Below are 13,847 nucleotides of genomic sequence, written 5' to 3'. Positions count from 1 at the left end.
CATCCTCCCGGACTCACGGGGTGGGCAGGCGCGGTGGTGGATGTCTGTGTTTGGCGAAGTGGCAGGCGCTGGAGGCGCGGAGTCCTCCTTCCCGCCCGGGCCAGAAGCGGTAGGGTTGCGCGCCATGAACCGTCTCCGGGAACTGCGCTCGGTCCTGAACCTCACCGTCCTCGTGGCGGGGCTCGGCTACTTCGTGGACCTCTTCGACATCACGCTCTTCGGCGTGGTGCGCGTCGCGTCGCTGAAGGACCTGGGCCTCACGGACCCTTCCGACATCTTCCAGAAGGGGCTGTTCATCTACAACGCGCAGATGGCGGGGATGATGGTGGGCGGCCTCTTCTGGGGCCTGCTCGGGGACAAGCGGGGCCGGCTGTCCGTGATGTTCGGCTCCATCCTCCTGTACTCGGTGGCCAACCTGCTCAACCCCTTCGTCTGGGACGTGAACAGCTACGCCGCGTGCCGCTTCCTCGGAGGACTGGGGCTCGCGGGCGAGCTGGGCGCGGCCATCACGCTGGTCGCCGAGTCCCTGCCCAAGGAGAAGCGCGGCCTGGGCACCACCGTCGTCGCCACGCTGGGCATGCTGGGCATCGTCGTCGCGGCGCTCGTCGGGCAGCACCTGCACTGGAAGGCGGCCTACGTGACGGGCGGCGTGCTGGGCCTGCTGCTCCTCTTCGCGCGCTTCAAGGTGTCCGAGTCCGCCCTCTTCACCCAGAAGGCCGGCCCCGCGAAGGGGAACCCGCTCCTGCTCATCACGGGCGGACGCTTCTCCAAGTATCTGGGCTGCATCCTCGTGGGCGTGCCCATCTACTTCACCACCGGCATCCTCTTCGTCTTCGCCCCGGAGCTGACGGCGGGCCTCAACGTGCAGGGCACGGTGACCGCCGGCGACGCCATCCTCTTCGGCAGCGTGGGCCTGACGCTGGGAGACCTGATGTCCGGCCTGCTGAGCCAGTGGCTCCAGAGCCGCAAGCGCGCCGTGGGCTTCAGCCTGTGCGTCTGGTTCGCGCTGGTGCTCGTGTACGGGCTCATGCCGGGCCTCACCCCGACGCTCATCTACGCGCTGACCTTCCTCATTGGCCTGAGCGTGGGCTACTGGGCGGTGCTCATCACCATGGCGGCCGAGCAGTTCGGCACCAACATCCGCGCCACCGTGGCGACGTCCGTGCCCAACTTCGTGCGCGGCTCCGCGGTGATTGCCGCCACCGCCTTCGGTCAGCTCAAGGGCTCCCTGGGCGTGGCGCACGCGGCGCTGGCCGTGGGCGCGGTGTGCTTCGTCCTGGCGCTCGTCGCCCTGGCGCGGCTGGCGGAGACCTTCCACCGCGACCTGGACTACGTGGAGTCCGTGAGCGACGCGAAAGTGGACGTCCCCACCGGCTCCGGCGCCTGAGTCCTCAGGCGGGCGGCGGCACCCGCAGCCGCCACGCCAGCACGCGGCCGTCCAGCCCCAGCACGAACACCAGCGGCCCGCGCACCACCGGCCGCGTGCGCAGCGGCGTGTCCGCCCGCACGGTGAACGCAGGCGTCCAGCCCGGCGCCTTGAGCGCGACCAGGTTCCCCTCGTGGCCGGACGTGGGCACCAGCAGCAGGTCCTCCAGCCCCACCTGCACCCGGCCCACCAGCGGTGAGGGCAGCACCACCCGCGCCACCTCCCGGCCCTCCGAGGTGGACAGCCCCACCAGTGACGACGGGCCCGCGCCCACCCACAGCGCGCCCAGCGCCCGCGCGGGCGGCCCCGTCACCCCGTCCGAGAAGCGCTGCTCCCAGCGCGTGCTCCCGTTCTTCACCGACAGCGCCAGCACCCGGCCCGGCCGCGTGGCCACGAACACCGTGTCGCGCTCCGAATCCAGCCCCACCACGTCCGTCACCGGCAGCGACCAGCGCGGCACACCGCTCCGGGCGTCCAGCGCCCACAGCCCCGAGCCGAGCGGCACCACCAGCACGTCCGCCACCAGCACCGGCGCCGCCCGGAGCCCCGGGGCCACGGATGGCTGTGGCTCCAAGGATTCCGCCGACGCGGGCGTGGGGGCCTTGGGCGCCGGCTGCTTCCAGCGCTCCTGCCCGGAGTCCACCGCCAGGGCGCGCACCGCGCCATCGGGCGCCACCAGGTAGACGGTGTGTCCCGCGTCGTCCACCACGGGCGGTGTCAGCACGGGCGGCTCGCCTCCCAGGCGCCAGCGCTCCTTGCCGTCCTCGAGCGACAGGCAGGCCACCTCGCCCACCACCGTCCCCACGACGACGCTCTCGCCGGCCAGGGCGGGGGCCACCGCCACCTCGCGGCCCAGCCGGGCGGTCCACACCGGCCGGCCCTCGCGGTCCAGGCGCACCACCGTGCCCGCTTCGTTGCCCAGGAGCACCCCGTCCGAAAGGGCCGTGAGCCCCGTCCGCGAGGACGCATTGCTGGAGTACTGGAAGGCCGGTTCCACCGGCGCCCGCTGGCACGCCATGACGGCCAGCGTCAACATCAGGCAGGTCAGCAGGGGCAGGCGTGGACAGGCGCGGGACGGCATGGTTTGGGGGAGGATGACGCAAGCGAGGAACTTCGACCATGCCCACGATTCGTGAAGACGAAACCCCCAACGCCACCGGCATCCCTTCATCCGCCCGGCGTACGGACATCATCCCGCCCCCCACGCTGGCGGTGACGGAGGAGCTGCTCCACGCGCTCCCCAAGACGGACCTGCACTGCCACCTGGACGGGTCCATGCGGCTGAAGACCATCCTGGAGCTGGCCGAGCAGCAGAAGATCAAGCTCATGGCCGACACCGAGGACGGCCTGGCCAAGGCCATCCACATGGGCCAGGTGTGCAAGAGCCTGGAGGAGTACCTCGTCGCGTTCGACGTGACGCTCTCCGTCCTCCAGACGGCCGAGTCCCTCTACCGCGCCGCCTACGAGCTGGCCGTGGACGCCGCCGCGGAGAACGTGCGCTGGCTGGAGGTGCGCTATTCGCCCGCGCTGCACCTGCAGAAGGGCCTGAAGATGACCACCGTCATCGACTCCGTGCTGGAGGGCCTGCGCGCCGCGAAGAAGGAGACGGGCATCAAGTGCGCCGTCATCGTCTGCGGCATCCGCCACATCAACCCGCAGACGTCCATGCGCCTGGCGGAGCTGTCCGTGGCGTACAAGAACCGCGGCGTCGTGGGCTTCGACCTGGCGGGCGCGGAGGCCAGCTTCCCCGCCAAGGACCACCTGGACGCCTTCCGCCTCATCCTCAAGAACAACGTCAACTGCACCGCGCACGCGGGTGAGGCCTTCGGTCCGGAGTCCATCTCCCAGGCCATCCACTCGCTGGGCGCGCACCGCATCGGCCACGGCACCCGGCTGCGCGAGGACGGGGACCTGCTCAACTACGTCAACGACCACCGCATCCCCATGGAGGTCTGCCCGTCCTCCAACGTCCAGACGGGCGCGGTGTCCTCGCTGGAGTCCCACCCGCTCAAGTTCTATTTCGACTACGGCCTGCGGGTGACCATCAACACGGACAACCGCCTCATCACCGACACCACCGTGACGAAGGAGCTGTGGCTGGCCCACCGCGAGCTGGGCCTGTCGCTGGAGGACCTCACCACCATCATCGTGTCCGGCTTCAAGAGCTCCTTCCTGCCGTTCCGGGAGAAGCAGGACATGCTGCGGCAGGTGAACCAGGAGATCGCCACCACGCTGGCCGCCTTCGAGAAGCGCCCCGTCGCGGCCATGCGCCAGCCGGCCTGAGCCCCACGTCATGGACGAGACCCACGACATCCCGCCCGCGCCGGACTTCAACCCCTCGCGCGCGAAGGCCGCCCAGGACCTGTCCGTCCCCGCCATCCTGATGCTGGTGATGGCGGGCCTCACCTTCCTGTACTTGCTGGTGAGCATGGTGACGCCGACGAGCTCGGCGCAGCTGGAGAACTTCTTCGACAACCCGGACATGCCCCAGCAGTGGAAGGACATCGTCACGTGGATGCTGTCGCCCATGGGACGCGTCGTGACCACCGCGCCCGGGCTGGTGCTCAACGGGCTGGTGGCCTTCGGCGGCTGGAAGATGAAGAACCTGCAGAGCTACGGCTGGGCCATGACGGCCGCCATCCTCTGCTGCATCCCGTGCTGCGGCCCGTGCTCCTGCCTGTCGCTCGTGCCGGGCATCTGGTCGCTCATCGTGCTCAACCGGCCGGACGTGAAGGCCGCGTTCCACTGAAGCGAAAAGCAAAGCGGGCGCCCCGGACGTGATTCCGGGAGCGCCCGCTGCTGGAAGGCACCTGGCTGACGGTCAGGTGACCTTCATCCCCTTGGGGATGACGACGACGCCGCCGGACGTGACGTGGAAGCGGCGCTTGTCCTCCACCGGGTCGTAGCCAATGGTCATCCCGGGCGGAATCTCCACGTTCTTGTCGATGATGGCCCGCTTGATGCGGCAGCGGCGTCCGATGGTGACGTTCTCGAAGAGGATGGAGTCCTCCACCTCCGAATACGAGTTCACCCGCACCTTCGGCGACAGCACGGAGCGGTGCACGTGGCCGCCGGAGATGATGCAGCCCTCCGCCACCAGAGAATCCGTGGCGGTGCCCACGCGCTTGTTCTCCCGGTCCGCGAAGACGAACTTCGCCGGCGGGTAGTTGTTGGGCTGCGTGTGGATGGGCCAGCGGTCGTTGTACAGGTTGAAGGTCGGGTCCACCTCCACCAGGTCCATGTTGGACTGGTAGTACACGTCGATGTTCCCCACGTCCCGCCAGTAGCCGCGCTCCTTGTCCTCCTGGCCGGCCACCGTGTTCTGGGCGAAGTCGTACACGTACACGGGCTCGTGCTTGTACAGCTGGCTGATGATGGACTTGCCGAAGTCGTGCGCGCTCTTCTCGTCCGCCGCGTCGCGCACCACCTGCTTCACCAGCGTGTCCGTGGTGAAGAGGTAGTTGCCCATGGAGGCCAGGCACATCTTCGGGTTGCCCGGCATGGGCGGCGGGTTCTTGGGCTTCTCCAGGAACTGGAGCATCCGCCCGTCCGGCCCCACGTCGATGATGCCGAACTCGTGCCCCTGCTCGATGGGCACCGGGATCGCGGCCACCGTGCACGCCGCCTTCCGCTCGATGTGGAAGTCCAGCATCTTGCGCGTGTCCATCCGGTACACGTGGTCCGCGCCGAAGACGAAGATGTGGTCCGGCTCCTCGTCCGTGATGATGTTGAGGTTCTGGTAGATGGCGTCCGCGCTGCCCTTGTACCAGTCCACGCCGGTGCGCATCTGCGCGGGCACCGCCTCCACGTAGTGACCCAGGAACGCCGTCATGCGCCACGCGCGCGACAGGTGGTTGTTGAGCGAGTCGCTCTTGTACTGGGTCAGCACCTTCATCCGGTACACGCCGGAGTTGGCGAAGTTCGACAGGACGAAGTCGATGATGCGGTAGCGCCCACCGAACGGAACCGCGGGCTTCGCGCGCTCCCGGGTCAGGGGCTCCAGGCGCGTGCCAGCGCCTCCCGCAAGAATCATGGCCAGCAGCTTTGACATAGGTGCCGGCCACGTTAGCCCCCGGCCGCTGGCCCACAATGGCCGTGCGGCCGGTGCAAGCTTTTCCGTTGAGTGCCCAACCGGGCGGGGCGGATGGGAGGAAAGCGACCTCTCGGTTTCGCGGCATGTAGGAGGAGGGGCGCAACCCCGTACGTCCTCTTGGCTTGCGTGGCTTCCCCGGACCTTGCGTGCTAGCGTGGCCAGGCGATGTCTGGCGACCAAACGCGAGTCACCAAGATCTCCAGCCTCACCCCGGGACCCGAGCGCGGCGCTGAGTGCTGCCTCGTGCAGATCCACGGCCCTGAGCTGGGCAAGAAGTACGTGCTGGAAGAGACCGAGTTCACCATCGGTCGCGACCAGCACAACCACATCGTGGTGGACCTGGACAACGTGTCCCGCCGCCACGCGCGCATCTGGGGCCGGCAGGGGAAGATGTTCGTGGAGGACCTCCAGTCCACCAACGGCACCTACCTCAACGACCGGGAAGTGCTCCAGGCGCAGCCGTTGCGCAGCGGGGACCTGGTGAAGGTGGGAGGCTCCATCTTCAAGTTCCTCGACGGCGACAACATCGAGACCCAGTACCACGAGACCATCTACACGCTGACCATCGCGGACGGTCTCACCGGCATCAACAACAAGCGCTACTTCCTGGAGTACCTGGAGCGGGAGATGGGCCGCTCGCACCGGTACCAGCGCACGCTGTCGATGTTCATGTTCGACATCGACCACTTCAAGCAGATCAACGACGTGCACGGTCACCTGGCCGGCGACTACGTGCTGCGGGAGCTGGCGCAGTCCATCAAGAAGCTCGTCCGGCGCGAGCAGTGCTTCGCGCGCTACGGCGGCGAGGAGTTCGCCGTGGTGATGCCGGAGGACGGTCCGGACAAGGCGCGCCTGTTCGCGGAGAAGATCCGCAAGCTGGTGGAGGACAAGCGCTTCGTCTTCGAGGACAAGGAAATCCCCGTCACCATCTCCCTGGGCGTGGCGGAAGTCGCCTCGGAGATGTCGGAGCCGTCCCAGTTCATCAAGGTGGCGGACGCGAACCTCTACAAGGCCAAGAAGTCCGGCCGTAACCGCGTGGTGGGCTGAAGGCCATGGCGGACGAAGGCTCAGGCCCGTCCTTCCTGGCCCGGCTCATCCTCGTCCTGTTGGGAGTGGCCTTCCTGGGCGCCGCCTGGGTGTGGCACCAGAAGGACAAGGACCCGAACGCCGCCCGGCTCGTGGAGCGCGTGAGCGGCGGCCGGGTGCACGGCGGCGCGGCGAACCCGTAGGGCCCGCCGCGCTTTCTTCCTGGAACGTCAGGTGCCTTCGCGCGACTCGGCCAGCCGGCCGCGGGTGCCGGGCAGGCTGCCGGGCGGCATCTTCCCGTAGAGGTACTGGACGGTGTCCAGCAGCGTCTCGTGGACGTCGCGCGCCTTGAAGCCCAGCTCGCGCTCGGCCTTGGCGGGCTCCAGGTAGAAGAAGTGCTCGCCAATCTCGACCTCCTGCGGGTCGAGCTTGGACACGGTGCCTCGCAGCTTCGCGAACTGCTCCAGCAGCTTGCCGCCCCAGATGTTCACCTCGCGCGGCAGCTTCATGCGCGGGGCGGGCACGCCGGTGAGGCGCTGGAGCCGGTCGAAGAAGTCCGGCATGGCCATGTTCACGCCCATCAGGTGGCGGCCGTACACCTCGCCCCGGGTGAGCGCCTGCACGAAGGCGTCCGCCGCGTCGCGCGCGTCCACGAAGGAGATGCCGCCGCCGGGCATGGCCGGAATCTCCCGGTTGAGGAACTTCACCACCGTCCAGGTGGAGGACAGGCGGTCATCCCCGGGCCCCATCAGCAGGCTGGGGTTGAGCACCACCAGCGGGACGGAGTGCTTGCGGCAGTACTCCAGCGCCAGCTTCTCTTCGTAAATCTTGGACAGGTAGTAGGGCCAGTTGGCGACGGTGGTGATGGGGTAGTCGTCGTCCTCCGTGCCCACGCGGTCATCCTTCGACACCGCGATGGTGCCGGAGGTGGAGCCCAGGATGACGCGCTGGATGCCTGCTTCGCGCACGTCGCGTAGCAGCTCGCGCGTGCAGTCCACGTGCAGCTCGTACATCCGCCGCGCGTCCTTGCTCTGGAAGGAGACGAGCCCCGCCAGGTGGTAGACGGCGTCCACGCCCTCCAGCGCGCGGCGCACGGCGTCCCGGTCCTTGAGGTCGCCCTGCTGGACTTCGGTCTTCGCGAACGCGGGGCCTGACGGCTTCGAGCGCGCGATGAGGCGCACGTCGTGGCCCGCGGCAACCAGCTTGGGCACCAGGTGCGTGCCCAGGAATCCCGTGCCTCCGGTGACGAGCAGCTTCACGCGTCCTTCCCTTCCGGCAGGGCCCGGGCGGGCGGGGTGAAGTCCCGGTCCGCGCCCACCTGCTCCAGGTCCAGCACCTTGCCCGCCCTCAGCGAGCGCACCGCTTCCTCCGCGATGTGCGTCACGTAGCGGTAGCCCTCCGAGCGCGCCATGCCCTGCGCCCGGGCCTTCAGCGACGCGTACTCCAGCGCCGGGCCCACGTGCACCTCCAGCTCCTTCGTCTTCGGGAACATGGAGCCCTTGGGCAGCGCTTCGTACGCGCCGTGGATGTACAGCGGCAGCACGTCCACCCCGTAGGTGAGCGACAGGTAGCCCAGCGTCGGCTTGAACTCCATCAGCTCGCCCGTCTTGGAGCGCGTGCCCTCCGGGAAGATGAGGACGTTGAAGCCCTGCCGCAGCGCCTCGCCCGCCACGCGCAGCGACTCACGCAGGCTGCCCTGCCGGTCGATGGGGATGAGGTGGGTGAAGTTCTCGAACCACGCGCGCTTGAGCGGCGTGTCGAAGAAGTAGTCGCGCGCGGCCAGCGACACCAGCCGCTCGCCCTGGCCGCCCAGCACCACGCGCACCAGGCCCGCGTCCAGGTGGCTGGCGTGGTTGGCGATGACGAGGAAGTTGCGGTTCTGCGGGATGAACGTCTTGCCCGTCACCTTCACGTCGAAGACGCCGCCGTAGAGCACCTTCTGCCCGAAGGACAAGAGCTGCCGGCCCAGCGCGGACACCGACTCCGGCACCGGAATCTCCGCTTCCTCCGCGCGCTCGGCTTCCTTCTTGATGTCGCGCGCCCGCGTCTCCTGCGAGGGCCGGCGTCCGGAGGCCACCACCAGCTTGCGCAGGTCCTCCACCGTCTGCACCTGCGTCAGGTCTTCAATGGCGGGCAGCGGCACGCCCGCGCCCTCCAGCGCCACGGACATCTCCGTGAGCATCAGCGAGTCGAAGCCCAGGTCGCCAATGAGCTGCGAGTCCGGCCGCACGTCCGACGCCGGGCGGTGGCATACCTCCGCGATGAGCGGGAAGAGCCAGTCCGACACGCCGCCGGTGGTGGGCGCTGCCTGCGCCTTCTCCTTCACGCGGCCCGCGCTGGCGGCCACGCGGTCCAGCCGCTGCAGTTCCTCCACCACGCGCTTGCGCTTCACCTTGCGGGTGGACGTGCGCGGCAGCTCGCCGTCCCAGAAGCGCAGCACCTTCACGCGCCGGTAGAAGGGCATGCCCGCGCTCACCTTGCGGAAGTGCTCCTCCAGCTCGTGGCGGACCTCTTCACGCGGGCGGTCCTTGAAGTCCGGCACGCACAGGCACGCCACCTTCTCGCCGCCGGCGTCATCCGGCAGGCCGACGATGGACATCTCCTTGATGTGCTCGTGCTCCTGGTACAGCTCCTCCAGCTCGTCCGGGTAGACGTTCTTGCCGTTGGCGTCGACGATGACGTCCTTGGCGCGGCCCATGAGGTACAGGCGGCCCTCGTCGTCCATGCGGCCCAGGTCGCCGGTGTGCAGCCAGCCTTCCTTCACCACGGCCTCGGTGGCCTCGCGGTCCCCGAAGTAGCCCGCCATCACGTTCGGGCCCTTGGCCAGCACCTCGCCAATGCCGTCGTTGTCCGGGTTCTGAATCTTGAACTCGATGCCCGGCAGCGCCTTGCCCACCGTGCCCTTCACGCGCTTGTTGGTGGCCTCGGACACCGCCAGCACCGGCGCGGCCTCCGTGAGGCCGTAGCCCTCGCGCATGGTGAAGCCCAGCTCGTGGAAGGCCTGGTGCACTTCTTCCGACAGCGCGGAGCCGCCGGACACCAGGACCTTCACCCGTCCGCCGAACTTGCGGTGCACCGGCCAGAACAGCAGCTTGCCCAGGTTGAGCGAGCTGCGGTTGCGCAGCTCCCCGTTGGCCGCCATCAGCGCCTTGAGCGCCTGCTCCACCAGCGGCGGGCGCGCGGCCATCTCCTGCGTAATCTTGCGGTGCAAGAGCTGCCAGAGCGCGGGCACGCCAATCATCGCCGTCACGCGGCCCGTCTCGAAGACGTCGCCCAGCCGGTCCGACGTGAGCTCGTCGATGTACGTGATTTCCGCGCCGCGCATGAACGGCGTGAGGAAGCCGGCGGAGAACTCGAAGGTGTGGTGCAGGGGCAGCACGGACAGCACGCCGTCACCCACGCCCACGTCGAACGCGCCCGCCAGTTTCGCCACCAGCGCCGCGAAGTTGCGGTGCGTGAGCATCACGCCCTTGGGCGTGCCGGTGGTGCCGGAGGTGAAGATGACGCTCGCCACGTCGTCCGCGGCGGCGGACTTCCTCACCGGGCCAATGCGGTCCGGGAACGCCGGGTCACCCGTCATGGCCTCCGCGAGGCTGGCCACGCCCACGCCCTCACCCAGCGCGGTGAAGAGGCCGGGGAAGTCCTCCGCGGTCTGCTCGGACACGAGGCACTGCTTCGCCGCCGCGCGCTTCGCGATGTTGACCACCTCCGCTTCGGTGAGCGAGGGGTCCACCGGCACGGCGGTGCCGCCAGCGCGCAGGATGCCGAAGTAGCTGATGGCCCACTCCGGCCGGTTCTCCGACACCAGGAGGACGCGGTCGCCGCGCTTGATGCCCTGGGCCATCAGGTAGCTGCCCACGCGGGCCGCGTAGCGGTGCACCTCGCCGAAGGTGAAGCGCTCTTCCTTCTCTCCCGCTGCCATGCGGAACGCCACCCGGTGGCGGTACGCGTGCACGGTGGCTTCGAAGAGCTCCAGCAGGTCGCGGTGCGCGGGGATGGCGGTGCGCTTCTCGCGCTCCTCGTCCAGGCCCGGGAACACCCACTTCTCCAAGCCGGGCAGGTGCGTGCCCAGGAAGTACTCGCGCCAGTCGATGCGGTCCGGCGCCCAGTCAATCTTCGCGCGGTCCGCCGGCACCATGCGCTCGTAGACGGAGCGCGTGTTGTCGCAGCGGAAGACGTAGCGGTTCTCCCAGAGGAAGGGGAGGAACAGTTCGATGAGGCCGCCGAGGCTGCCCGCCTGGGATTCCACCTCGTCCAGCGCGACGCGGGCCTTGTCCATCATCGCCTGCACGCGGGGCGCGCCCCACGCGGGCCGCACCTCGTCCATGGCCTTCTTCAGCAGCTTCGCGCCCTTCGCCAGCATGGGCGCGCTGAGCAGCTGGAACTCCTGCTTGCTCACGGGCTGCGGCTCGATGCGCGAGCGCAGCGAGTTGACCAGCGAGTTGCCCGTCTCACGGTTGCGGTAGTAGCGGCGGCGGTACAGACCCACCAGCTCCACGGAGCGGCTGGCGAGGAACGGGTTCACGTCACCGGACGCCAGGTTGTAGACGCGGCGCTCCTCCACCTGCATCGCGTGCGCGGTGATGCCCAGCGTGGCGCCGGCCACCTGGTCCACCGGGATGATGTCCAGGATGGCGTGGTCACCCGCGGGGATGCCGCGCTGGCCCTTGATGCCCGCGTACGCCAGCGGCGCGGACGTGGTGAAGCCTTCGTTCCAGCCGGGGAAGGGGAAGTGCGCCGCGCTCTCCACGATGGAGGGGCGCACGATGGAGTAGCGAAGCCCCGGCGTCCCCGCCATCACCTGTTCGCCCAGGTGCTTGGCGTACGTGTACGTGTTGGGCCAGCCCCAGTGCTGCGCGCGCTCCATGCCCGCGCGGACCAGCTCGCCGGACAGCCACAGCTTGCGCTCGCGGCCCACGGCCAGGCGCAGCGTCTTTTCGTCGGTGGCGTCGCGGCCCTCCTCCTCCAGGCGGTCCAGCGCCTTCTGCCGGAAGAGGGAGGTGAGCGCCTTGTCATCCGCCTGTTCGCGCAGGCGGGCCACGATTTTGTCCGCGTCCGACAGCTCCTGCTCCAGGCTGAAGTCGCGCCCGTCCATCTCCCCCTGCTTGGGGAAGTAGTTCAGCACCTGCTCGTCCTCGAACACGAGCCCGCTGCGGTTGCCCACGACGAACGCGGTGGACATGTGGATGAGCGGCACGGACCAGCGCAGCGCCAGCGCCACCGCGTTCTTCACGCCGTGGGTGTTGACGTTGAGGCCCACCTCCAGGGACGGATTGAAGGAGACCAGGCCCGCGCAGTTGACGATGGCGTGCACCTGTCCGGTGAGCGCGTCGACCTGCGCCTCCTCCAGGCCCACGAAGGGGTCGGTGATGTCGCCATCCAGGATGGTGCACTTCTTCTGGATGAACGCCATGGCGCCTTCGTCGCCCAGGCGGTCGCGCAGCGGCTGGAAGGGCTCGCTGGGCGCCACCTTGTCGAAGAAGCGGCGCTCCGCGGACGCGGCGCTGCCCTTGCGCACGATGACGTAGACCCGGTCCAGCACGTCGCCGTAGTGGGCCAGCAACATCGACAGCGTCACCTTGCCCACGAAGCCGGTGGTGCCGACGAAGACGATGCGCTTGCCGGTGAAGACCTCGGTGACGTTCAGCTCGGAGGGCGTGGCCATGTCCGTGTGCGACCCTTTCACTTCACGTCCACCATCACCGTGGGCGCGATGCGCAGCAGGCTGATGGACGCGGAGCGCCCCATGAAGCCGCGCGCCTCTTCAATCGCCTCGGAGAGGGTGTCGGTGCGATCCCAGCCGAGCAGGGCCGGGACGTGGTTGTTCTCCGCGCCCGCGACGATGACCTTGCCTACGTGCTGGCGGCCATTCTCGCCCCAGTACCACATGTAGAAGGGGTGCACGCCGTGGTAGGCGTTGCCCTTGCGGTACAGGTGCACGTAGCTGGGGTTCTCCGCGAACTCCTTCTCGTACTTGTGCTCCAGCTTCATGGAGTCCCGCGTCTCCGGCAGCAGCCGGTGGAAGAACTCGATGTAGCTGGGGTGCTGCACGGGGTCGAACTCGTCGTAGGCCGGGTGCAGGAGGATGAGCACGCCCCCCTTCTTCACCAGCGGCACGCCCCGGTTGAGGTTGTAGAAGTACCCCAGCCCCATCACCTGCACGAGCAGCGGGTTGAGGACGGAGTTGACGCTGTAGGGGCTGACGAACGGGATGGGGAAGATGACGATGTCGCTCTGCCCCTCCACCGGCACCACGTACTGCTTCCAGCTCTGCTCCAGCGTCTTCTGGTGCGTGGGCTCCGTGGCCCCCGCGAACACGCCCGTCACGTCATAGGGCGCGGGGATGGCGTTGAGCACCTTGCGCGCCGCCGCGCGGGGCAGCTTGGACAGCGTGAAGCGCAGGGCCTGGAACTTCAGCCGGTCCGCTTCCGTGTAGTCCTCTTCCTTCTTCGCCAGGAAGTCCGTGGGCGCGCCGAACATGCGGTTGTTCAGCGTGGTCTCGATGTGGAAGACCTTCAGCGTCTGGTCGATGACCGTGCCGATGCGCGAGTTCTTCGTGTAGAGCGCGCTCGCCTTCGGCTCCATGTAGCTGTCGGAGTCGCGGATGGTCTTCGGGTTGTGGTGGTGCCGGAGCGACGCGTAGTTCGTCACGCCCGTGCCCATGGACTTGTGCCCGCCGTTCATGGGCACGAAGTTGATGTTCACGTAGACGATGAGGTCGCTCTCCGCCACGCGGCGGTTCACCGCCACCACTTCATTGTGGCTGGTGCGCTCCAGCTCCGTGATGCCGTCCGGGTCTTCCGCGTCGTGGTTGTAGTAGCGGTCCGGGTAGTAGGCGTCGAAGATCTTCTCGCCCACCATGCGCTTCATCTCGCCTTCGGTCATCCGGCGGTGCAGCGCGTTGGCGATGACCAGGTGCACGTCATCCACGCCACTGTCCGCGCACAGCTCCAGCACCACCTCCAGGATGGACTGGCGCACGTCCGGCGTGACCATGGGCGGCAGCGGGACGCTGATGTCGTCGATGACGCACGTCAGCCGCATGCCGGGCTTGAGCAGCGCGTGCAGCGGGTCCATGCCCTCCGGGTGGTTGATGGCCCAGCGGATGGCGGCCTTCACGTTGGGCACGCCCTCCAGCGGGGGGCGGGGGAAGATGACCCGGGTGCCCACGGGCAGGTCTTCCTGGAGGAAGCCCTCACCGTAGAAGAGCGCCCGGGGGGGGCTGCCCTTCTCCGTGATGACCACCTGGCTTTCCTCGTCGTACAGCTTCTGGAGCGTCTTGAGCGGGCGCATGGATGAAGG

At 68.5% G+C, this 13,847-nt stretch carries 10 protein-coding genes; 5 read left to right on the top strand and 5 right to left on the bottom strand.

Features of this window, described 5'->3' with window-relative positions; genetic code table 11:
- The first annotated feature begins 124 nt into the window (after window positions 1-124).
- The gene (locus tag D7Y15_RS37975) at window positions 125-1,387 is read left to right on the top strand and encodes an MFS transporter (protein ID WP_120580260.1); all 1,263 of its coding nucleotides are present in this window, start codon (window positions 125-127) and stop codon (window positions 1,385-1,387) included.
- A 4-nt stretch (window positions 1,388-1,391) separates the two neighbouring features.
- Here the strand turns inward: D7Y15_RS37975 and D7Y15_RS37970 are convergent, their stop codons facing one another.
- A complete protein-coding gene (locus D7Y15_RS37970) occupies window positions 1,392-2,462 on the bottom strand; it encodes a PQQ-binding-like beta-propeller repeat protein (protein WP_233605247.1) in 1,071 nt (356 codons plus the stop codon).
- A gap of 83 nt (window positions 2,463-2,545) precedes the next feature.
- On the opposite strand from D7Y15_RS37970, the gene add reads away from it, so the two are divergent.
- Together add and D7Y15_RS37960 are read left to right on the top strand one after the other, a co-directional pair.
- Window positions 2,546-3,709, top strand: a complete 1,164-nt coding sequence (add, locus tag D7Y15_RS37965; RefSeq protein WP_120580252.1) for an adenosine deaminase — start codon at window positions 2,546-2,548, stop codon at window positions 3,707-3,709.
- Between the two features lie 10 nt (window positions 3,710-3,719).
- Window positions 3,720-4,175 (top strand): hypothetical protein, encoded by a 456-nt coding sequence (locus D7Y15_RS37960; RefSeq protein WP_121755620.1) that lies wholly within the window; start codon window positions 3,720-3,722, stop codon window positions 4,173-4,175.
- Window positions 4,176-4,247: 72 nt separating this feature from the next.
- Here the strand turns inward: D7Y15_RS37960 and glgC are convergent, their stop codons facing one another.
- Window positions 4,248-5,477 (bottom strand): glucose-1-phosphate adenylyltransferase, encoded by a 1,230-nt coding sequence (gene glgC / locus D7Y15_RS37955; RefSeq protein ID WP_120580254.1) that lies wholly within the window; start codon window positions 5,475-5,477, stop codon window positions 4,248-4,250.
- A gap of 207 nt (window positions 5,478-5,684) precedes the next feature.
- Here glgC and D7Y15_RS37950 point away from each other — a divergent pair, with 207 nt between their 5' ends.
- Window positions 5,685-6,566 carry a GGDEF domain-containing protein gene (locus D7Y15_RS37950; RefSeq protein ID WP_120580255.1) on the top strand — a complete coding sequence of 294 codons (882 nt, stop codon included), beginning with the start codon at window positions 5,685-5,687 and terminating at the stop codon, window positions 6,564-6,566.
- Window positions 6,567-6,571: 5 nt separating this feature from the next.
- Window positions 6,572-6,748: a hypothetical protein gene (locus tag D7Y15_RS37945; protein WP_233597381.1), complete on the top strand. Its 177-nt coding sequence runs from the start codon at window positions 6,572-6,574 to the stop codon at window positions 6,746-6,748.
- Window positions 6,749-6,775: 27 nt separating this feature from the next.
- Here D7Y15_RS37945 and D7Y15_RS37940 read toward each other — a convergent pair whose 3' ends face one another.
- The 3 genes from D7Y15_RS37940 to D7Y15_RS37930 are packed head-to-tail and all read right to left on the bottom strand — an operon-like array spanning window position 6,776 to window position 13,838.
- On the bottom strand, window positions 6,776-7,804 hold the full coding sequence (locus D7Y15_RS37940) for an NAD-dependent epimerase/dehydratase family protein (RefSeq protein ID WP_121755619.1): 1,029 nt from the start codon (window positions 7,802-7,804) through the stop codon (window positions 6,776-6,778).
- Complete coding sequence (locus D7Y15_RS37935) at window positions 7,801-12,210, bottom strand: AMP-binding protein (protein ID WP_121755618.1); 4,410 nt, start codon at window positions 12,208-12,210, stop codon at window positions 7,801-7,803. The genes D7Y15_RS37940 and D7Y15_RS37935 overlap by 4 nt, the downstream gene beginning before the upstream one ends.
- A 17-nt stretch (window positions 12,211-12,227) precedes the next feature.
- On the bottom strand, window positions 12,228-13,838 hold the full coding sequence (locus D7Y15_RS37930) for a lactate racemase domain-containing protein (protein ID WP_120580259.1): 1,611 nt from the start codon (window positions 13,836-13,838) through the stop codon (window positions 12,228-12,230).
- Window positions 13,839-13,847 lie beyond the last annotated feature (9 nt).

The organism is Corallococcus sp. AB030 (genome assembly GCF_003668965.1).
GTDB lineage: Bacteria > Myxococcota > Myxococcia > Myxococcales > Myxococcaceae > Corallococcus > Corallococcus exiguus.
This window is presented reverse-complemented; position numbering and strand designations above follow the sequence as displayed.

Coding starts and splice junctions, on each gene's coding strand:
- D7Y15_RS37975 (WP_120580260.1), top strand. CDS start 125: ATGAACCGTCTCCGGGAACTGCGCTCGGTCCTGAACCTCACCGTCCTC.
- D7Y15_RS37970 (WP_233605247.1), bottom strand. CDS start 2,462: ATGTTGACGCTGGCCGTCATGGCGTGCCAGCGGGCGCCGGTGGAACCG.
- add (WP_120580252.1), top strand. CDS start 2,546: ATGCCCACGATTCGTGAAGACGAAACCCCCAACGCCACCGGCATCCCT.
- D7Y15_RS37960 (WP_121755620.1), top strand. CDS start 3,720: ATGGACGAGACCCACGACATCCCGCCCGCGCCGGACTTCAACCCCTCG.
- glgC (WP_120580254.1), bottom strand. CDS start 5,477: ATGTCAAAGCTGCTGGCCATGATTCTTGCGGGAGGCGCTGGCACGCGC.
- D7Y15_RS37950 (WP_120580255.1), top strand. CDS start 5,685: ATGTCTGGCGACCAAACGCGAGTCACCAAGATCTCCAGCCTCACCCCG.
- D7Y15_RS37945 (WP_233597381.1), top strand. CDS start 6,572: ATGGCGGACGAAGGCTCAGGCCCGTCCTTCCTGGCCCGGCTCATCCTC.
- D7Y15_RS37935 (WP_121755618.1), bottom strand. CDS start 12,210: ATGGCCACGCCCTCCGAGCTGAACGTCACCGAGGTCTTCACCGGCAAG.
- D7Y15_RS37930 (WP_120580259.1), bottom strand. CDS start 13,838: ATGCGCCCGCTCAAGACGCTCCAGAAGCTGTACGACGAGGAAAGCCAG.